The 19,603-nt window shown below is 70.3% G+C and carries 14 protein-coding genes and 1 riboswitch; of the genes, 4 read left to right on the top strand and 10 right to left on the bottom strand.

The window, feature by feature from the left end; all coding sequences use genetic code 11:
* The first annotated feature begins 2 nt into the window (after nt 1-2).
* A riboswitch (cobalamin riboswitch) is annotated at nt 3-133 on the top strand.
* A 29-nt stretch (nt 134-162) separates the two neighbouring features.
* Together cobN and cobF are read left to right on the top strand one after the other, a co-directional pair.
* Entirely contained in the window at nt 163-3,795 is a 3,633-nt protein-coding gene (gene cobN, locus ACEVFP_RS17505; RefSeq protein WP_375000731.1) for a cobaltochelatase subunit CobN, read from the top strand.
* 118 nt (nt 3,796-3,913) lie between these two features.
* Complete coding sequence (cobF, locus tag ACEVFP_RS17500; protein WP_375000730.1) at nt 3,914-4,678, top strand: precorrin-6A synthase (deacetylating); 765 nt, start codon at nt 3,914-3,916, stop codon at nt 4,676-4,678.
* A gap of 14 nt (nt 4,679-4,692) precedes the next feature.
* Here cobF and ACEVFP_RS17495 read toward each other — a convergent pair whose 3' ends face one another.
* Entirely contained in the window at nt 4,693-6,642 is a 1,950-nt protein-coding gene (locus tag ACEVFP_RS17495; protein ID WP_375000729.1) for a BCCT family transporter, read from the bottom strand.
* A 122-nt stretch (nt 6,643-6,764) separates the two neighbouring features.
* On the opposite strand from ACEVFP_RS17495, the gene ACEVFP_RS17490 reads away from it, so the two are divergent.
* On the top strand, nt 6,765-7,325 hold the full coding sequence (locus ACEVFP_RS17490) for a bifunctional adenosylcobinamide kinase/adenosylcobinamide-phosphate guanylyltransferase (RefSeq protein ID WP_375000728.1): 561 nt from the start codon (nt 6,765-6,767) through the stop codon (nt 7,323-7,325).
* 19 nt (nt 7,326-7,344) lie between these two features.
* On the opposite strand, the gene ACEVFP_RS17485 is transcribed toward ACEVFP_RS17490, so the two are convergent.
* The 3 genes from ACEVFP_RS17485 to ACEVFP_RS17475 all read right to left on the bottom strand — a co-directional run bounded on the left by ACEVFP_RS17485 (nt 7,345) and on the right by ACEVFP_RS17475 (nt 10,296).
* Nucleotides 7,345-8,382 carry a DMT family transporter gene (locus tag ACEVFP_RS17485; protein WP_375000727.1) on the bottom strand — a complete coding sequence of 346 codons (1,038 nt, stop codon included), beginning with the start codon at nt 8,380-8,382 and terminating at the stop codon, nt 7,345-7,347.
* A 114-nt stretch (nt 8,383-8,496) separates the two neighbouring features.
* Nucleotides 8,497-9,252, bottom strand: coding sequence for an adenosylcobinamide-GDP ribazoletransferase (locus tag ACEVFP_RS17480; RefSeq protein WP_375000726.1), 756 nt, complete (start codon nt 9,250-9,252; stop codon nt 8,497-8,499).
* A 141-nt stretch (nt 9,253-9,393) separates the two neighbouring features.
* Entirely contained in the window at nt 9,394-10,296 is a 903-nt protein-coding gene (locus ACEVFP_RS17475; protein ID WP_375000725.1) for a hypothetical protein, read from the bottom strand.
* Nucleotides 10,297-10,353: 57 nt separating this feature from the next.
* Here ACEVFP_RS17475 and putP point away from each other — a divergent pair, with 57 nt between their 5' ends.
* Nucleotides 10,354-11,841 carry a sodium/proline symporter PutP gene (putP, locus tag ACEVFP_RS17470; RefSeq protein WP_375000724.1) on the top strand — a complete coding sequence of 496 codons (1,488 nt, stop codon included), beginning with the start codon at nt 10,354-10,356 and terminating at the stop codon, nt 11,839-11,841.
* A gap of 23 nt (nt 11,842-11,864) precedes the next feature.
* Here putP and ACEVFP_RS17465 read toward each other — a convergent pair whose 3' ends face one another.
* The 6 genes from ACEVFP_RS17465 to ACEVFP_RS17440 all read right to left on the bottom strand — a co-directional run bounded on the left by ACEVFP_RS17465 (nt 11,865) and on the right by ACEVFP_RS17440 (nt 19,405).
* A complete protein-coding gene (locus ACEVFP_RS17465) occupies nt 11,865-14,297 on the bottom strand; it encodes an ABC transporter permease (protein WP_375000723.1) in 2,433 nt (810 codons plus the stop codon).
* A complete protein-coding gene (locus tag ACEVFP_RS17460; protein WP_375000722.1) occupies nt 14,294-15,088 on the bottom strand; it encodes an ABC transporter ATP-binding protein in 795 nt (264 codons plus the stop codon). Before ACEVFP_RS17460 ends, ACEVFP_RS17465 begins: the two co-directional genes overlap by 4 nt.
* A gap of 191 nt (nt 15,089-15,279) precedes the next feature.
* Entirely contained in the window at nt 15,280-15,939 is a 660-nt protein-coding gene (locus ACEVFP_RS17455) for a response regulator (RefSeq protein ID WP_375000721.1), read from the bottom strand.
* On the bottom strand, nt 15,936-17,111 hold the full coding sequence (locus tag ACEVFP_RS17450) for a sensor histidine kinase (RefSeq protein ID WP_375000720.1): 1,176 nt from the start codon (nt 17,109-17,111) through the stop codon (nt 15,936-15,938). The genes ACEVFP_RS17455 and ACEVFP_RS17450 overlap by 4 nt, the downstream gene beginning before the upstream one ends.
* A gap of 221 nt (nt 17,112-17,332) precedes the next feature.
* On the bottom strand, nt 17,333-18,655 hold the full coding sequence (locus tag ACEVFP_RS17445) for a DUF222 domain-containing protein (protein WP_375000719.1): 1,323 nt from the start codon (nt 18,653-18,655) through the stop codon (nt 17,333-17,335).
* 117 nt (nt 18,656-18,772) lie between these two features.
* Nucleotides 18,773-19,405 carry a DUF2461 domain-containing protein gene (locus ACEVFP_RS17440; protein WP_375000718.1) on the bottom strand — a complete coding sequence of 211 codons (633 nt, stop codon included), beginning with the start codon at nt 19,403-19,405 and terminating at the stop codon, nt 18,773-18,775.
* Nucleotides 19,406-19,603 lie beyond the last annotated feature (198 nt).

Here is a 19,603-nt window from a genome sequence, read left to right as displayed (position 1 = left end):
GCAGCGGATAGGCTGAGTGCGATCCGTCGCCGCGGATCACGGGAAGCGGGTGAGACTCCCGCGCGGTTCCGCCACTGTGAGAGGCCCTTCGAACGGCCATAGCCAGACACCGACCGCGGCGACTCCCAGCCACCGGGGCGAGAACCCCGAGGAGGAGCCCTGATGACCCGCATCGCGTTGCTGTCCACGTCCGACACCGACCTGCTCTCGGCCCGCGCGAGCGGCGCCGACTACGTGCACGCCAACCCCACACGGGGGATCGACGAGCAGGTAGCGGACGCCGATCTCGTGATCGCCCGGGTCCTCGGCAGTGCGCACGACGTCCGTGAGCTCATCCTCGACCACGTCCCGGACGTCCCGCTCGTCGTGCTCGGCGGTGAGCAGTCACCCAGCGCCGAGCTCATGGAGATGTCGACCGTGCCGATCGGGGTCGCTGCCGAGGCGCACCGCTACCTCGCCGAGGGCGGCCCGGCCAATCTCGCGCAGCTGCACGCCTTCTGCTCCGACACCATCCTGCTGACCGGCGAGGGGTTCGAGCCGCCGGCGACGCTGCCCGCGTGGGGCTGGCTGGAGCGCGAGCACCGCGACGACCTGCCCCGCGTCGGGGTGCTGTTCTACCGAGCCCACCACTCCAGCGGCAACGACGTCTTCGCGCACGAGCTCGCCGACGCGATCGACGCCACCGGCGAGGCCGTCGGCCTGCCGATCTTCAGCTCGTCCCTGCGCGCCGCCTCCGACGACCTCTACGAGGCCCTGGGCAGCCTCGACGCCCTCATCGTCACCGTGCTCGCTGCCGGCGGCACGACCCCGGGTTCGGCAAGTGCCGGCGGGGACGACGAGGCCTGGGACGTCGAGCGGATGGCGGCGTTGGACATCCCCGTGATCCAGGGCCTGTGCCTGACGTCCAGCCGCGAGGAGTGGCAGGCCAACGACGATGGTGTCACGCCGCTCGACTCCGCCAACCAGATCGCCATCCCCGAGTTCGACGGCCGCATCATCACCGCTCCGTTCTCGTTCAAGGAGATCGACGAGGACGGGCTGCCGCGCTACGTCGCCGACCCCGAGCGCTGCGCCCGCGTGGCCGGCATCGCCGTCAACCACGCCCGGTTGCGGCACACCCCGCCGGCCGAGCGCCGGCTCGCGCTCATGCTCTCGGCCTACCCCACCAAGCACAGTCGGGTGGGCAACGCGGTCGGCCTCGACACCCCCGTCTCGGCCATCCGGCTGCTGCGAAGGCTGCGTGACGCCGGGTACGACCTCGGACCCGCCGACGGACCCGTGCACGGCTTCCTCGACCTGGCTGGGCCGGACGGGGAGGGCGACACCGAGGCCGGCGACGCGCTCATCCACGCGCTCATCGACGCCGGTGGCCAGGACGAGGAGTGGCTGACGCATGCCCAGCTGACCGACAGCCACGTACGCATCAGCGCCGACGACTACCGCCGATGGACCGCGGACCTGCCGGCCGACCTGATGGACGACGTCGTCCAGACGTGGGGCGAGGCGCCCGGCGAGCTGTTCGTCACCGAGCCGTCCGGAGGGGGCACCGGCGAGCTGGTGCTGGCCACCATCCAGGCCGGCAACGTCGTGCTGCTCATCCAGCCGCCGCGTGGGTTCGGCGAGAACCCCGTCGCGATCTACCACGATCCCGACCTCGCACCCAGCCACCACTACCTCGCCGCCTACCGCTGGCTGGAGAGCCTTCCCGAGGAGGGCGGCTTCGGCGCCCACGCCGTCGTCCACCTCGGCAAGCACGGCTCGATGGAGTGGCTGCCGGGCAAGAACGCCGCGCTGTCGGCCTCGTGCGCCACCGACGCCGCGATCGGCAACCTGCCGCTCATCTACCCCTTCCTCGTCAACGACCCGGGCGAGGGAGCTCAGGCCAAGCGACGCGCGCACGCCACCATCGTCGACCACCTGGTGCCGCCGATGGCGCGCGCGGAGTCCTACGGCGACATCGCCAAGCTGGAGCAGCTGCTCGATGAGTACGCCAACATCGCCGCGATGGACCCGCCCAAGCTGCCGGCCGTCCGCGCCCAGATCTGGACGCTCATGCACGCCGCCGAGATGCACCGTGACCTCGGTCTGGAGGAGCGGCCCGCCGACGAGGAGTTCGACGACTTCCTGCTGCACGTCGACGGCTGGCTCTGCGAGGTCAAGGACGCCCAGATCCGCGACGGTCTGCACGTCCTCGGGCAGGCTCCGGCCGGTGAGGCTCGGGTCAACCTCGTGCTCGCCATCCTGAGGGCGTCGCAAGTCTGGGGCGGTGAGGCTGGAGCCCTGCCGGGCCTGCGCGCAGCCTTGGGCCTGAAGGAGGCTGGGCCGGACGGAAGCGGGGAGCAGCTCGGCGCCGTCGACGAGATCGAGGCGCAGGCTCGCGCGCTTGTGCAGTCCATGGAGGATGCCGGCTGGCAGGCGTCGGCCGCCAGCGGCCTGCATGACGACCCCACTGTCGTCAAGGTCCTGGAGTTCGCGGCCGAGCAGGTGGTGCCGCGGCTGAACGGCACCACGGACGAGCTCGACCACGTCCTGCACGCCCTCGACGGCGGGTTCATCCCCGCCGGCCCCTCCGGCTCGCCGCTGCGGGGCCTGGTCAACGTGCTGCCCACCGGTCGCAACTTCTACACCGTCGACCCGCGCGCCGTCCCGTCACGCCTGGCCTACGAGACCGGCCTGGCGATGGCCGACTCGCTGGTGCAGCGGCACGTCGCCGAGACCGGAGAGCCACCGCGCTCGGTGGGCCTGTCCGTGTGGGGAACCTCGGCCATGCGCACGTCCGGCGACGACATCGCCGAGGTGCTGGCGCTCATCGGCGTGCGGCCGGAGTGGGACGAGGCGTCGCGTCGGGTCAACGGCCTGGAGGTCGTCTCCCTCGAGGAGCTCGGCCGGCCCAGGATCGACGTCACGGTCCGGATCTCCGGCTTCTTCCGTGACGCCTTCCCGCACGTCATCGAGATGCTCGACGACGCCGTGCAGATGGTGGCCGGGCTGGACGAGCCTGCCGACCAGAACTACGTCCGCGCCCATGCGCAGGCCGACCTCGCCGACCACGGCGACGAGCGTCGCGCCACCACCCGCATCTACGGCTCGGCGCCCGGTTCTTACGGTGCCGGCATCCTGCAGGTCGTCGAGGCGGGCAACTGGCGCGACGACAACGACCTCGCCGAGGTGTACACCCAGTGGGGTGGCTACGCCTACGGCCGTGACCTGTCTGGTGAGCCGGCGGCCGAGGACATGCGGACCAACTACCGGCGCATCCAGGTGGCGGCCAAGAACATCGACACCCGTGAGCACGACATCGCCGACTCCGACGACTACTTCCAGTACCACGGGGGCATGGTGGCGACGGTTCGCGCCCTGACCGGCGCCGAACCCAAGGCGTACGTGGGTGACTCCACCACGCCCGACGCCGTACGCACCCGCTCGCTGTCGGAGGAGACGGCGCGCGTCTTCCGCGCCCGGGTGGTCAACCCGCGCTGGATCGGCGCCATGCAGCGTCACGGGTACAAGGGTGCGTTCGAGCTGGCGGCCACGGTCGACTACCTGTTCGGCTTCGATGCCACGGCCGGGGTCGTGCACGACTGGATGTACGACAAGCTCGCGCACGAGTACGTCCTCGACGAGGACAACCAGGCGTTCATGAAGCAGTCCAACCCGTGGGCGCTGCGCGGCATCGTCGAGCGGCTCTCCGAGGCCGCTGACCGCGGCCTGTGGGCCGAGCCGGACCCCGAGGTCGTCGCGGCGATGCAGCAGGTCTACCTCGACGTCGAAGGTGACCTGGAGGATCGCCAGTGAACCCTCGCGAGTCACTGCGTCACATCCCGCGAGTCACTGCCTCACCCCCCGCGAGTCACTGCGTCACGTCCCGTGAGTCACGCGGGTGCGAACTGCTGGACCCCGTGGCGGGGCCCCGGTGACCCCCGTCGACGGTCGACGGGTTCGGCTCGTCGGCATCGGGGCCGGCCACCCGGACCAGCTGACGGTCGAGGCCGTGAAGGCGCTGAACGCCGCGGACTACGCGATCGTCGCCCAGAAGTCCGAGGACGACCCCCTCGTCGGGCTGCGCCGCGAGCTGCTGGCTCGCCACGCCCCGGACCTCGAGGTCGTGCCGGTGCGCGATCCTGCGCGCAACCGTTCGGTCGAGGCGACGGGCACGCGCGCGGGCTACGAGGCCGCCGTCACCGACTGGCACGAGGCCCGCGCGGGTGCCTACGAGCAGGTGCTGCTCGAGCGACCCGGCGAGGCCGTCTTCCTGGTGTGGGGAGATCCAGCGTTCTACGACTCCACCGTCCGGATCGTCGAGCGGGTGCTGGCCCGTGGGGCCGTGACGTTCGAGTGGGACGTCGTGCCGGGCATCTCGGCGCTGCAGCTGCTGGCCGCGCGGCACCGCATCGTGCTCCACGAGGTGGGGCAGCCGATCGTCGTCACCACCGGACGCCGGCTGCGCGAGGCCGTCGACTCCGGTGCCGACAACGTGCTCGTGATGCTGAACCGCGCGCTGGAGCTGGACGGCCTGCAGGACTGGCACATCTGGTGGGGAGCCGACCTCGGCACTGTCTCGGAGCGCCTGGTCTCGGGCCCGGTCGGGGAGGTCCGCGAAGCGGTCGAGCGTGCCCGAGCAGAGGTCAAGGCCGAGGCCGGCTGGGTCATGGACGTCTTCCTGCTGCGCCGTCGCTGAGCCGGGGCGACCCTTCAGCGGGACTCGTCGGCCTCCTGCGTCCCGGGGTCCCCGGCCTCCGGGCTCCAGCCGTCCTCCCACTCGCCGGTCTCGTAGTCATAGCCGACGGGGTCGCCGTGCTCGTCGGTTCTTTGGTACCAGGCGGTGTAGTCCTCGCTCGTCGAGTCGATGTCCGCGCCGGCCCCGGAGCCGGGTTCGGTCTCGGTGACCTGGAGGGCGAAGTCGTCGCCGTAGCGGTCCACCCCGTCCACGACGGCATTGCTCATCGCGGTGAGTGCGTAGTGCTGGCGCAGCGCCAGCGGGTCGGTCCGCAGATCTCGGAACCACGCCACGATGATCAGGAGCATCACCACCGCGAACGGGACCGCGGTGACGATCACCAGCTGCTGCAGGCCCTCCAGCGCCGTGGCGTCGCCGAGGGACAGCATGATCGCGGCGATGCCGGCCATCACCAGGCCCCAGAACACCACGACCCAGCGGCGCGGGTTCTGGTCGCCGTGGCTGGAGAGCATGCCCATCACCACCGAGGCGGAGTCGGCGGAGGTGATGAAGAAGATGGAGAGCACGCCGATCGCCACGAACGGCAGCCAGCCGACGTAGGGCAGGTTGTCAAGCATCGTGAAGAAGACGTCCGGTGGGGCCATGTCGTCGGAGAAGCCCTCGGCACCGCTGCGGTACATCCAGATGGACGTGCCGCCCATGATCCCGTAGGCGATGAACAACAGCGACGACGGAATGATGATGGTCCCGAGCAGGAACTGACGGATCGTGCGACCTCGGGAGATGCGAGCGATGAAGACGCCGACGAACGGCGACCAGGAGATCCACCATGCCCAGTAGTAGACGGTCCACGCCGACTGGAACGCCTGTGTCTCCTCGCCCCACGACAACGAGCGACCCATCAGGTCGAACATGGAGCCGGTGTACTCCATGGCCGCCGACGGCAGCAGGTTCAGCAGGAACAGCGTCGGACCGAGGAAGAGCACCGTGGTGATGATCCCGACGGTGAGCACGATGTTGATGCTGGACAGGTAGCGGATGCCGCGCGCGACGCCGGAGACCGCCGAGACGATGAAGCCGACGGTCAGGATCGCGATGATGACCAGCAGGACGGTGTTGGTCAGCTCGCCCATTCCCGAGACGATGCTGACACCGGTGCCGATCTGCATGGCCGCGATGCCGAGCGCGGCCGCGGTGCCGAACAGCGTCGCGACGATCGCGAAGACGTCCACGAGCTTGCCGGCGAGGCCGTCGGTGTGCCGCTGGCCGAACAGGGTGCGAAAGATCGACGACATGAGCAGTGGCCGGCCGCGCCGGTACGCGGCGTAGGCGACCGCCCCGCCGACCAGCGCGTACATCGCCCAGGCGTGAAAGCCCCAGTGGAAGTAGGTCTGGGCCATCGCCCCGTGCAGCGCCTCGGTCGTCTCGGGCTCGGCCGTCAGCGGGGGCGGGGACGTGAAGTAGGTGAGCGGTTCTGACGGGCCGAAGAACAGCACGCCGATGCCGATCCCGGCCGCGAACAGCATCGCGACCCACACGAAGGTGCCGAACTCCGGCTCCTCGTCGTCCTTGCCGAGCGGGATCTTGCCGTAGGGGGAGAAGGCGATGACCAGCAAGGAGGCCAGGATGACGATCGCCACGGTGTTGAACAGCCAGCCGAGGTTGTCGGTGGCCCACGTGAAGGCCGTGGCGGAGACCTCGGCCACGCTGTCGGAGTCGATGATCCCCCAGAGGACGAAGGCGACCGTCATGGTTCCGGCCAGGGCGAAGACCAGCAGGCTCAGGCGGTACCGGCGACGTTGCTCGTCGATGGAGATGCCGGGGACGAGTGCCGGGTGGATGTCGTGCGGGTACTTCGGGCGCTGGTAGTCCAGCCGGCCCAGGGAGTGGCCCGCACGACGCGAGGCCCGCCGCCCCACCTCCTTGGCGCCCTGCAGCCTCTGGTGGCGGTCCTCGGGAGGCATGTCAGTCCTCGGCGGTCTGGGCGGCCGGCATGTGGTGCATGGGCCCGCATCCTAGCAACGGCGTTCCGGACGCCACATGGATCCGAGTAGGCTCCCACCAGGCTGGAGAGTGGAGGCGACGGATGAAGGTCCTGGTCACGGGGGGCGTGCGCTCGGGCAAGTCGTTCCACGCCGAGTCGCTCCTGCTCGCCGAGGACGTCGTCACCTACGTCGCGCCCGGGCCTGCTGCCGACCCGGACATGGACCCCGAGTGGGCCACGCGCGTGGAGCGGCACCGCGAGCGTCGGCCCACGCACTGGCGCACACTCGAGACGGCGGACCTCGCCGGTGCCATCGAGGGCGAGGCCGTGGAGGACGGGGCGCTCGAGGAGCGCACGGGCGCGGTCCTCATCGACTGCCTCGGCACGTGGCTGACCAGCCAGATCGATGAGCTCGACGGCTGGGACCAGGTGCGCGAGGACTGGGAGAACGTCCTGCTCGAGCGGGTCGACGATGCCGTGCGCGCACTGGCCCACACCGAGCGGACCGTCGTGCTCGTGACCAACGAGGTGGGTCTGGGCGTGGTGCCCGAGCATCGCTCCGGTCGGGTCTTCCGCGATCTGCTGGGCGTCGTCAACCAGCGTTTCGCCGCCGAGTGCGACGAGGTGCTGCTCGTCGTCGCCGGACGCGTGTTGTCCCTCTAGGGTCCTCCCACTCAGGACACTAGGCAGGTGGCGCCGACTGCTCGTCGGACGGGTTGCGCCGGGCGTCCTCGACTGCCGGGTCCTCGTGCGGGACCACCTCCACCGCGTCGACGTGCGCCACGGCGGTCTGCGGTTCGCCGGCCTTGGCGACGATGATCCCCAGCAGGATCAGCACGCCGCCGAGCAGCTGGACCGCGGTGGGCAGCTGGTGCAGCAGCAACCAGGCGTAGAAGACCGCGGCGACGACCTCGATCAGGCCGACGAACGACGCCAGGCGTGGTCCCAGGCGTCGAGCGGCGACCACCCCGGTCCAGTAGGCCAGGCTCGCCGCGAGGAGCACCAACCCGGCGACGGGCACCCACCACGGGGCGGAGGCGAAGGCGAAGTGGGTCGTCTCGGTGTTCCAGCGCCACGGCAGGACCCCGAGCGTGGCTGCCAGGACGAGGACGAGTCCGCCGACCAGCAGCCCCGCCCAGACCAGCACCAGCGGCGGCAGCGGTGAGCGTTGGTCGCCCGACAACACGAAGTAGGACGCCAGGCCGAGCATCGCGCCGAGGGCCCACAGCACGCCGATCAGGTTCACCGCGTTCGCGCCCGAGAGCAGGTCGAGGACCAGGACCAGACCGACGATGGCGATCGCGGCGCCCACACTCGTCAGGCGTGTCGGGCGCTGACTGTGCCGCACCCACATCCAGCCGACGATGGCGATGATGGCGGTGTACTCGATCAGCAGTGCGACGCCGACGTCGATCTCGCCGACCGCGTAGAAGAAGCAGAGCTGGGTGGCGGCGACGGCGAGCACCCCGTAGCCCAGGATGCTCCGCAGCTCGGTGCGCAGGAGTCGCCATCGTCCTCGCAGCATGACGGCGGCCGGAATCGTGAGGACGACCGCGGCGCCGAGCACGCGGACGGCCACGGCCGCGCCGGGGCTCCAGCCGGCGTCGAGCAAGACCCGGCCGAGGGGGCCGGAGGTCGCGAACGCCGCCGCCGAGAGCACCGCGACGCTCAGTCCCACACCCATGGTCCCGCGGGTCCTGCCGGCGGTGTCTGTCTGCATGACACCTGACACTACGACCTGGCCCGTCAGGCTGGTGTGCCGCGAGGCGTGGACGGGCAGACACCTGTGTCCGACCGGGCCGTGCCGGCTGGTCGTAGGTCGGGTCGGCCGGTCCTACGTCGCCGAGAGCAGGAGGGCGGCGAGGCTGAGCTCGATGCTCGCGCCGAAGACGTCGCCGGTGACGCCACCCAGCCGCGTGATGGCTCGGCGCACGATGACCGCGACCACCAGGAGCGCGGCGGCGATGCTGAGCGGCCCCCGCCACCAGGTCTCGTCGACCAGCAGGAACCCGCCGGTGGTGATCGCCGTGAGCAGCAGCCACACCAGCGCGGCGACGGCGGGGTGGACGGCGCCGACGTACGTTGCCCCGAGGCCGTCGCGGCGTGCCCCGGGCACGCCGCGCATGCAGGTGATGGCGACGGCGCCACGCGAGACGACCACGAGGATGCCGGCCAGCCACGGACCGTGCTCCAGCGACAGCAGGCTCGAGAGCGCCCCGATCTGAACACCCAGCACGAGCACGAGCGATGCCGCCCCCGCGGGCCCGACGTCGCCCGTGCGCATGACGGCCAGTGAGCGCTCGGTGTCGTAGGACGCGGTGAGGCCGTCGGCGGTGTCGGCCAGTCCGTCGAGGTGGAAGGCCCGGCTGCCGAGCGCGAGCGCTCCGACGGCGGCGGCGGCCACGCCCAGCGGAGCGAGGCCCAGCTCGCGGCCGGCGAGGCAGACGAGCGCGACGAGCAGGCCGAGCGGCACCACGGCCAGCGGCGCCAGCACCATCGCCGGCCCGGACACGGCACGGCCCCCCCTGCGCGGCGGCTTCACAGGGATGGCCGTGAGGGTGCCGACGGCGAAGCGCCACGAATCGATCACGGCCTCAGCCCGCCGTCCTGCGCACGGACACTGACCATCGGCGTGGGCGCTTCGGCTCCAGTCCCCCCGATGTGGGTGCCTGGGCACCCAGTGGTGACCTGATGTGGTGCCCGGGCTCACAAATCGGGGAGGCGTGGGTGGTCACGGGCGGCCGTTCCCCGTGGCGTTGGGGAAGGTGACGGGACCGACGGAGCCGGCGGCGTCGCGCAGCTCGTCGGAGACGGCCACGGCATGGGCACGAGACTCCCGGTCCATGAACGCCTCACAGGCGCGGTCGGTGGCGTCCTCGATCCGCTCACGCGCGAGCCGGCCGGACTCGGTGACCACCCCGTCATCGTCGATCCAGCCTCGCTGACGCACGTCGTCCTCGGCCGCCGCCCATTCCTGCTCGGTCCAGCCACGCAGCTGACGCTGGTTCTCAGGTGCCTTGCCGACGGCCACCTGCAGGACGTTGGCGGCGGCACCACCCAGCCCGGCCGCCAGCAGGACCGCGATGTGGCAGTCGCCGCGGAACTCCCGCAGCACCGTGAGGTGGTGCCAGAACACGGCACACTCGTCCGTCGCCCCGGCGTCGGGGGCACCACCGCCGGCGCTTTCCGCCGCCCACGGCCCGGCACCCCCGCCGTGGGGCGCGTGGGTCGGGGCCGGCAGGGCACGCTGGGCGGCGGCAAGGGGCTTGCCGGCCACGTCCAGTCCATCGGCCGCGCCCGCCAGGCGAGTCGTGAGGGCTGCGACGTCGTACCCCTGCAGCCCCGGCCGCAACGCGTCGGCAGCGATCGCCGCCCGCTCAGCCAGCACTGCCTCCCGCTCGGCCATGGACCATGCATCGGGGATCGCCCGAGCGACCATGGCGGGGGAGAAGCCATGGAACGTCGCCGTCACCACCTCGGCCGACGGGGTCCCCAGAGCCGCCCCGCGCGAGGCGAAGTAGCCCATCCAGTACCCCTTCAGGCCGAGGGCCTCATAGCGGGACTTCGCGTCGGGGGCGAAGTAGACGACGGCGTGCAGCGTGTTGACGGCACGCCAGAAGTGAGTAGGTGTCATGGCCCGAGTCTGCCTGAAGCCCTCGACGCCGATCCCCCGGAGTGGGAGGGTGTCGGAATGTCGGACCAGACCTGGCAGGTCGCCGCGCTCGTCGTCTACTTCGGCGCGATGATCGCGATCGGCTACTACGCCTACACCCGTACCGCCGGCCACGAGGACTACATGCTGGCGGGTCGCAACCTGCCACCGCCGGTGGCGGCGTTGAGCGCAGGGGCCTCGGACATGTCCGGCTGGCTGATGATGGGGCTGCCCGGCGCCATCTACGTCTCCGGCCTGATCGAGGCGTGGATCGCGATCGGCCTGACCACGGGCGCCTACCTGAACTGGCGGTTCGTCGCGCCCCGTCTGCGTGCCTACACCGAGGTGGCGCGCAACTCCATCACCATCCCGAGCTTCCTGGAGAATCGCCTGCGCGACACGTCGCACTCCCTGCGGATCGCCTCGGGCGCCATCATCCTGGTCTTCTTCACCTTCTACGTCTCCTCCGGGATCGTGGCCGGTGGCGTGTTCTTCGAGAGCGCCTTCGGCTCCACCTACACCGTTGGGATGTTGCTGGTCGTGGGGGTCACGGTCATCTACACGTTGTTCGGTGGGTTCCTCGGCGCTTCGCTGACCGACGTCGTCCAGGGTGTGATGATGCTGGTGGCGCTGCTGCTCGTGCCGATCCTGGCCATCATCGCCATCGGTGGACCGGTCGAGGCCTTCGACGCGGTCCGTGACCTGGAGCCGGGACACCTGTCCTTCGTCGGGGGCACGGCCGTCACCGGTGCCGCGCTGGTCAGCATCATCTCCGCGCTCGGCTGGGGCCTGGGCTACTTCGGCCAGCCACACATCATCGTGCGCTTCATGGCTCTGCCGGACCCGGGCTCGGCCACCTCGGCACGACGGGTCGGCATCTCCTGGATGATCGTCTCCCTGCTCGGTGCCGTGACCGGTGGGCTCGTCGGCGTCGCGTACTTCGCCCAGTCCGAAGCCGACCTCAGCGACCCCGAGACCGTCATGCTCACGATGTCCCAGCTCCTGCTGCACCCGGTGGTGGCCGGGTTCGTGCTGGCCGCCGTCCTCGCCGCCGTCATGAGCACGGTCTCCAGCCAGCTGCTGGTCTGCTCCTCAGCGCTCGTGGAGGACCTCTACAGGGTCGCCACCCGTTCCGAACCGTCGCAGACCCTGCTCCTGACCCTCGGTCGTGGCGGGGTGCTCACCGTGGCCGTCATCGCGACCTTGCTGGCGCTCAACCCGGACGGCACCATCTTGAGCCTCGTCGCCTTCGCGTGGGCCGGGTTCGGGGCGTCGTTCGGCCCCATCATCCTGCTCAGCCTGTTCTGGCGGCGTCTCACCCAGTGGGGCGCCCTGGCTGGCATGGTCGTCGGTGCCCTGACGGTCTTCGCCTGGGACGAGTGGGGCACCGAGCTGTACGAGATCATCCCCGCGTTCCTGGCCAACGTCGTCGTCGCGGTGGCGGTCAGCCTCGCCACCCACGAGCACGACGACGAGGTCGAGGGTGAGTTCGACCGCACCCTCGACCTCGTCGGCCGCCGTTCCTGACGCTCGGCCCCTTCGGACCGGGATCAGTCGAGCGTCAGGCCCTCGGCGGGCATCACCCGTGCGGCGCGGCGCGCCGGCAGCACGCAGGCGGCCAGCCCCGCCAGCGCCGCGGCGAGAAGCACCCCGGCGAGCTGGAGCCACGGCAGCTCGAGCGACACCGCCGGTGTGACCGGCTGGATCACCGTGGCGACACCCAGCCACGCATACGTCACGCCAAGCGCGGTGCCGAGCAGCGCGGCGACCACCGCCAGCAGCAGTCCCTCCGCCGCCAGGACCCGTCGCAGCTGGCGTCGGGTGAGCCCGAGGGCCCGCAGCAAGGCATGCTCACGGCCGCGCTCGAGCACCGACAGACCCACAGTGTTGGCGATGCCGACCAGGGCGATCGCGACCCCCACGCCGAGCAGTCCGAGCACCGCCCAGACGAGGACGTCCAGCTGAAGGTCCACCCAGGCCCGGTCCTGCAAGGCATCAGCGGTCTCCAGTCCTGAGTTGCGGGCCACGGCACCGAGATCGCTGACGAGCGTGTCGGCATCGGCTCCGTCCTCGGCTCTCACCCACACGGCCAGCTTCCCCGCCTCACCTCCCAGCTCCGCGAGCGTGTCCGGTGCCACGATGATCGCGTCGCCCCACTCGGTGCTCACGACGCGGGAGCGCAGGGTCGAGGTGTGTCCGTCGGCCGTCACGGTGACCTCCTCGGGCAGTCCGTTCTCGAGCGAGTCGATCAGCCTGAACGGCACGAGCACCTCGCCCTCCTCGGGGGTCAATGGCTCCTCGTCGCGGCCGATGGAGCGTTCCGTGGTCGTCGGGGCGAGGATCGTGACGCCGCCCGCGTCCTCCAAGCCGCCCATGACGCCGGGAACACCGACGGCTCCGGAGACCCCGTCGACCTGCTCGACGTCGCGGACCAGCTGGTCACCGACGGCTGACGTTCCGGTGAGCGCCACGTCCACCGGGTGTGAGGCATCCATGTCGGCATCTATGGCTCCGCGGGCACTGGCCATGCCGGTGAGGACGGCGGTCGTCAGCGTGACGCCCACCAGTAGCGACGCCGTGGTGGTCGCGCTGCGTCGAGGATTGCGCACCGCGTTGGCGGCGGCGATCCGACTCGACGGGCCCGCTCGCCCGATGATGCTGCCGACCAGTCGCAGGAGCGCCGGCACCAGGACCGGACCCAGCAGGAGCACGCCCGTGAACGACGTCATGCCGCCGAGCATCAGCACCTCCATGGACTCCGCGGCGACGGCAACAGCCAGCAGCGCACCCCCGGCGGCCGTGACGAACAGGCCGAGAGCGACCCGCCCCCGAGCGGCCCGGCCGCGCACGGTGTCGCCGCTCACGGGTCGCAGTGCTGCCAGGGGGCTGACCCGCGTCACGGCACGCGTCGGCCACCAGGCTGCCACCAGCGTGGTCACGACGCCGCCGACGAACGCTGCCGCCAGCCAGGCCGGTGAGAGCTCCACGGCTCCCACGCGGTCGTCTGCGAAGATCCTCACGACCGCGGCGATCCCGTACCCGGCCGCCGTGCCGCCGACAATGCCGACCGTCGCCGCCACGAGAGCCAGCAGGAGAGACTCCAGCCGTACCGAGCGCAGGAGCTGGCGACGGGTGGCACCGACGCAGCGCAGCAGTGCGAGGTCGCGGGTGCGCTGCGCGAACAGGATGGTGAAGGTGTTGGCGATGACGAGCACCGCCACGAATCCGGCGATCCCGGCGAACAGCAGCAGCAGGTAGCTGACGATGTCGACACCCTGGTTGACGACGGTCACCCGCTGGTCGACATAGTCGTCACGAGAGAGCACCTCGCTGGAGACCAGTCCGGCGAGCGTCTCCGCGCGCGCGTCGACGGCACCTTCGTCGATCACGTCGTAGACCACGGCGTCAGGGAAGGCCTGCATCGCCGAAAGAGCGGCCCACGGCACGTGGACGTCGGCATCCAGGTAGGTGGCACCCTCGGTGAGTCCGACGACGCGCACCTCCTGCCGCTGCTGCCCGGTGCCGATCGTCAGCTCATCGCCCACCCCGACTCCGGTGGCCTCGGCCTTGGACGCCTTGACCAGGGCTTCGTCCGGCCCACTCGGTGGTAGCCCGGTGCGGATCTCCTGACGGCGCAGCTCGGGGTCGTCGGCGACGGTGCTGATGCTGACCTGGTCTCCCCACGACGTTCCGCCGGCACTCACACGGGTCCACGTGCTCGCGACGACGGCGGCGCGGTCCCCGGAGCGTTCGGCCTCGGCCAGTGCGGCGTCGACGTCCTCCTCGGGGATGCCGACCTCGTCACCGACGACCAGGTCGGCACCCGGGTAGGCCGCGTCGACGCCGGCGGAGAGCCCGTTCTTGGTGGCCGAGGCGAGGGCGTTCGTGACGACGACGAACCCGACGGCGATGGTGACGGCGAGCAGTGCTGCGACGTAGCGACGGGTGTGGGTACGTAGCGAGGCGACGAGCACCGATCTCATCGGGTCACTCCCAGGGCACGGACCAGCTCGTCGGCATCGGGTGCGCTCAGGTGCGTGCGCACCCGGCCGTCCGCGAGCACGACGACGTCGTCGGCGTAGGCGGCGGCGTCGAGCTCGTGGGTCACCATGACGACGGTGTGTCCGAGCTCGCGGACGCTGCGCCGTAGGTAGGACAGCACCTCCGCCGATGACGTGCTGTCGAGGTTGCCGGTCGGCTCGTCGGCGAAGACGATCGCCGCGTCCGTGGCGAGGGCCCGCGCGATGGCGACGCGCTGCTGTTGTCCGCCGGACAGCTCGGACGGCCGGTGGTCCAGGCGGTCGGTGAGACCGAGGATCTCGACGACCTCGTCCACCTGGGCCTTCACCGTCGCGTCGATCTCGGCGGGGGTGCCGGGCCGTGGGCGGCGACGGGCACTGCGGCCGGCGAGCTCGTGGGGCAACAGGATGTTCTGGCGCGCGGTGAGCATCGGCAGCAGGTTGAAGGCCTGGAAGACGAAGCCCAGCTTGTCGCGGCGGAAGCGGGTCAGCTGGTCGTCGTTCAGCTCCCGCAGGTCGACGCCCGCCACGGAGACGGTGCCTGCGCTCGGCCGGTCGAGCCCGGCGAGGCAGTGCATGAGCGTCGACTTGCCGGACCCGGACGGGCCCATGATCGCGGTGAAGCGGCCCGGTGCGAGGTCGACGTCGATGCCGTCGAGGGCGTGCACGGCGGCTGGCCCGGTGCCATAGGTCTTGGTGAGTCCGCGCGCCGAGGCGGCGGTCGTGATCGCGTGAGGATCGAATGTCGTGGTCATGTCCACGACGCTATGGATGCTCCGCCTCGGAGTCGTCAGCGTACGGACTGGTCCTGCCCCTCATCCCACGGTCCTACGCCGGTGGAGACATCAGACCGTGGGATGAGGGCGGAGCAGCTCCCACGTGTGCGGTGGCGGTGGTGCCGGTGACGGCCCACGACGTCGAGGCGGACCGCTGGCCCACCGTCACGTCATGCCCCGGACTCGAGCGCGAGCAGCACCAGCTGCACGCGGTCGCGGGATCCTGTCTTGGCCAGTAGGCGGCTGATGTGCGTCTTGACCGTCGCTTCGGAGAGGAAGAGCGTCTCGGCGATCTCGGAGTTGGTCAGGCCCCGGGCGATGAGCGACAGCACCTCGCGTTCGCGTTCGGTGGTCTCCGTCAAGCGGTCGGCGCTGGGGGGACGCGGCGCCGCGGTGGACGGGGCCGACTGGACGAAGTGGTCGAGCAGTCGGCGAGTGGTCGACGGAGCGACCACGGCGTCGCCGGCCTGCACCGAGCGGATGGCTCCCAGCAGGTCCGGAGGGGCGGCGTCCTTGAGCAGGAACGCTGAGGCCCCGGCCTGGAGGGCGGCGAAGGCGTACTCGTCGAGGTCGAATGTCGTGAGCACGATGATCCGGGGCCCGTCGGGAGCGATGTGGCGTGTCGCCTCGACGCCGTCGACGTGTGGCATCCGGACGTCCATGAGCACGACGTCGGCCGGGACCGTGGCGAGGAGGTCGATCGCCTGTTGGCCGTCGCCCGCCTCCCCGATGACCGTCATGTCCGGCTGGCTGTCGATGAGCATTCGGAACCCAGCGCGGACCATCTGCTGGTCGTCCACGAGCAGGACACGGATGGGCTGTTCGCTCACAGAGGGATCCTCGCACGCACGGCCCATCCGCCTCCCGACTGCGGCCCCACGGCCAAGGTCCCGCCGTGCACCTCGACGCGTTCACGCATGCCCACCAGACCGAGCCCCGACCCGTGTCCCGACGCGGCGCCACGGCCGTTGTCGACGACTTCCACTCTGAGCGTGTCGACTTCCGCGGCGACGCGGATCGTGGCCGTGACGTCAGGTCCGGCGTGCTTGCGGATGTTGGTGAGCGACTCCTGGACGATGCGGTACGCGGTCAGCCCGACGCCGGGTGCGACGTCCGGTGGTGGGTCGGGGAGCTCGACCTGGCCGGTGGGCAGGTGCTCGCCGACCAGCCCAGCCAGGTCCTCGAGGCCGGGTTGTGGCGCGAGGTCGGGGTCGGTGGTGCCGCGGAGCAGCCCGAGGAGACGTCGCATCTCGGCCAGGGCGTCGCGACCGGTGGTGGAGACGGTCTCGAGCACCTCGACGGCGATGTCTGGGTGTTGCTCTGCGGCGTAGCGCGCGCCGTCGGCCTGCACGATGATGACCGACAGACCGTGTGCCACGACGTCGTGCATCTCGCGGGCGATGCGTGCGCGTTCGTCTGCAGCGGCCATGGTCGCTCGTTGCTCGGCCTGGGCTGCCAGTCTCTCGCCGCGCTCGAGGAGGGTGGCCTCGTAGGCCTCGCGGACCCGTCCCTGGGTGCCGAGTGCCCATCCGGTGATGACGGTGGCGCCGACGGACAGGAAGAGGGGCACGTAGGAGGAGAGCGTCAAGGTCTCCTGGTACTCGACCGGGGTCTGGGCGTTGAAGCCCTGTGTCCACAGGATGGAGGCGGTGAAGGTTCCGATCATGCCGACACCGAACCCGAGCCAGCCCATCAGAGGTCGGCTGAACCGGGCGAGGGAGTACAGGGCGATGGGGAAGGCGAGCTGCCCCCACGTGATCACCTCGAAGGTGACAGCCTGCAGGGCGTGTGCGAGCGAGACGAGGGTGAAGCAGAGGACGGGGTGGCTCCGTCGGACGAACAGGGGGAGCGTCTGCGCGAGGCTGAGCAGGGTGGGCCACACGCCGATGGACAGCATCAGGAACGAGCCGGCTGTCAGCGCCGTGGCGAGGAAGACGTCGAAGACGATCCTCGCCCGTGCGTTGAGCCGCCACGGACGCCTGCTCCTGCCCGCCTCGTGCATGCTCTCGACCCTAGGGCCGAGCGTCGCTCCCCGTCGTCCGCCCATGGTCTGATCCGCCCCTGCCAGTGGCGCACCCGCCTCGCACTCGACCATCGAGAACCGTGCGCAACCGACGATTCTCGCTACCTCTCCTCGGTGGTTGAGTAGCCGACGCGGCGAGGAACGAGCACGCGACGGCGTATCGAAACCGCGTACCGCAACTGGGCAGAGCTCTCCCGCGGTCATGAGAATCGTCGGTGTCGGCGGGGTCGGCGTCTGGGGTCCAGCGATGCGGGCGGAACCAGCTCTGGGATGCCGTCGGTGGTGAAGTGCACGTCCCACCCATCGGCGTGGAGGATCCGGTGATGATGTGGACAGAGCAGGACCCCGTCCTTCAAATCGGTGCGGCCGCCGGCCGCCCAGGACTCGCCACCGTGGTGGACGACGCACCAGCCCGGTGGCCTGTCGCATCCAGGGAAGACGCAACCCCTCTGAGCGATCTCCAACGCCCGACGCTGATGCAACGAGTACAACCGCTTGTCCCTGCCGAGGTCCAACGGGAGTGAATCGCCACCGAAGACCGCCGGCAGGATCCGGTGCTCACAGGCCATCCGCCTGGCTTGCCCCGCGGACAGGGTTTCTCCGGTGGACAACACCGCGACCTTGAGCTGGTCGAGCAGGGCTTGGTGGTCGATGTTGATGGTCATGATCGGACCGATGTTGGTCTCCGGCAGCCGGTCGACTGGCAGGAGCTCGCACAGATGGGTGAAGGCCCAGCCCTGACGACGGCCATAAGACGGCCGTTCGTCCAACAGCACTTCACCAGTCGCCCGTGAGGCTTGTCCTGGTGCGGTGATCTCGATCTGCGGAGCACACAAGCCATCCAGGACAACTCTCAGGTGGGCGGCTTGGGCTTCAGGAATCGCGAACCCACCTTTGACGGTGCCGTCGACGGGCTGGCTCATCCAGAACTCCGCCCGCCCCCAGGCACGGCGTTCGCGTTCTTCGACGATGGTGTTCTCCGCAGCATCGATGGCTTCGGGTTGGATGAAGGAGCCGACCACACGGTCGGCTTGGCGTTGGAACTGACGCAGATCCATGTGCGGGGCATCGTCGACCAGCTGTGTCTCACACGCCTCCCGAGCATTTTTGGGCGTCTCTTCGGGGAGGAGGTCCAGGGCCTTCTCAATCACCCGTGCCTGCTTGGCACTCAACCGGCCTTGGGCCATGGCTTCATGGGACTGGGGTGTCTGCTCGATCTTCTTGGCCCGCCGGACCGTGCCACACGCACCACGACGATCGCCACCGAAGTCGTTCGACAACATCGACGCCGTCGACGTCGCCCCCTGACGGCGTGCCTCACCCGAGGACTCGACCGCCGCCACGGCGGCCAGCTTGTAGGCCGTCACCCTCGCCTCCAGACGAGACAGCGAGGTCGCCGCTTCACGCTGCTGCGCCCCACTCAACGCAGCAAACTCAGACGTGGCCACCGATCCCAACAGCTCGTGCACCCGCGCGAGCACACCAACCACATCAGTGGTGGGCTCCAGCACCGGTGCCGCCATCAGAACACATCCCCTCGATCAAAGGATCCCTTGAATCGCTGTTGTGTTCCAATGCTAGACGACCCCACCGACACCCACCAGAGACACGTTCGAACCTGTGGACAAGGAGTCTGGGGCTCACCCGATCGCCCGCACCACCCACTGGACCAACGGCCGGGCGGCGCGCCAGTCCTCACGGACGTGCTCCAGCAGGTCCGCGGTGTGGACGTACGGCGCGAACCCATGGTCGCGTGACAGCGCCAGGGAGCGGTGTCGCAGCAGGTCGATGCGCGGGTGGTTGGCGTCGTAGCCACGAGGGGCGGTCTTGAGCTGGTCGCCGCCCACGGTCCAGCCTCGCTCCTGCAGGTCGCTGACGAGGTGTTGCAGGCGCCTGCCCTTGCGGTCGTCGTCGATGGCCTCGCGGATCGCCGCCAGGTCGCCGGGCTCGGCTCGGTAGAACCCCGCGCCCACGCGCACACCCGGCGCGCCGACCTGGACGTACCAGCCTGTAGCCGGTCCGGCCGCGACGAACGCGCCCTGGTGTGTCTTGTAGGGCGTCTTGTCCTTGGAGAAGCGGACGTCGCGGTACGGGCGGAAGATCTTGGCCGGTCCGAACTCGTCCGCCAGGGCGGCGACGAGCGCCTGCATGGGGGTGGCGACGGCCTCGTCGTACGTGGTGCGGTGGGCCTGCCAGAACGCCTTGGTGTTGTCCAGCTCGAGGTCGTCGTAGAAGTCCAGTGCCGCCTCGGGAAAGCCGTCGAAGTCGCTCACGTCCCCACTGTCGCACCTCTGGTCGCGTGAGGAGCAGCGGGAGGGGCTGCCCGGAACCACAGGCTGATCACGGCGTGTGAGATGGCCGACACCGCGCCCACCTTGAGCACACCGAGAGTCTTTGGTTAGGTGAGGCTGACCTAATCGACCGGTGATCTTCGGCTGGTCCTGCCGTCCACATCTCGGGGAAGGGAAGGC

Source organism: Aeromicrobium sp. CTD01-1L150, assembly GCF_041951745.1.
GTDB lineage: Bacteria > Actinomycetota > Actinomycetes > Propionibacteriales > Nocardioidaceae > Aeromicrobium.
This window is presented reverse-complemented; position numbering and strand designations above follow the sequence as displayed.

Bases quoted from the DNA above. Each gene is read 5' to 3' on its own strand.
- cobN (WP_375000731.1), top strand. From the start codon at position 163: ATGACCCGCATCGCGTTGCTGTCCACGTCCGACACCGACCTGCTCTCG.
- ACEVFP_RS17495 (WP_375000729.1), bottom strand. From the start codon at position 6,642: ATGCCTCCCGAGGACCGCCACCAGAGGCTGCAGGGCGCCAAGGAGGTG.
- ACEVFP_RS17490 (WP_375000728.1), top strand. From the start codon at position 6,765: ATGAAGGTCCTGGTCACGGGGGGCGTGCGCTCGGGCAAGTCGTTCCAC.
- ACEVFP_RS17485 (WP_375000727.1), bottom strand. From the start codon at position 8,382: ATGCAGACAGACACCGCCGGCAGGACCCGCGGGACCATGGGTGTGGGA.
- ACEVFP_RS17475 (WP_375000725.1), bottom strand. From the start codon at position 10,296: ATGACACCTACTCACTTCTGGCGTGCCGTCAACACGCTGCACGCCGTC.
- putP (WP_375000724.1), top strand. From the start codon at position 10,354: ATGTCGGACCAGACCTGGCAGGTCGCCGCGCTCGTCGTCTACTTCGGC.
- ACEVFP_RS17465 (WP_375000723.1), bottom strand. From the start codon at position 14,297: ATGAGATCGGTGCTCGTCGCCTCGCTACGTACCCACACCCGTCGCTAC.
- ACEVFP_RS17460 (WP_375000722.1), bottom strand. From the start codon at position 15,088: ATGACCACGACATTCGATCCTCACGCGATCACGACCGCCGCCTCGGCG.
- ACEVFP_RS17450 (WP_375000720.1), bottom strand. From the start codon at position 17,111: ATGCACGAGGCGGGCAGGAGCAGGCGTCCGTGGCGGCTCAACGCACGG.
- ACEVFP_RS17445 (WP_375000719.1), bottom strand. From the start codon at position 18,655: ATGGCGGCACCGGTGCTGGAGCCCACCACTGATGTGGTTGGTGTGCTC.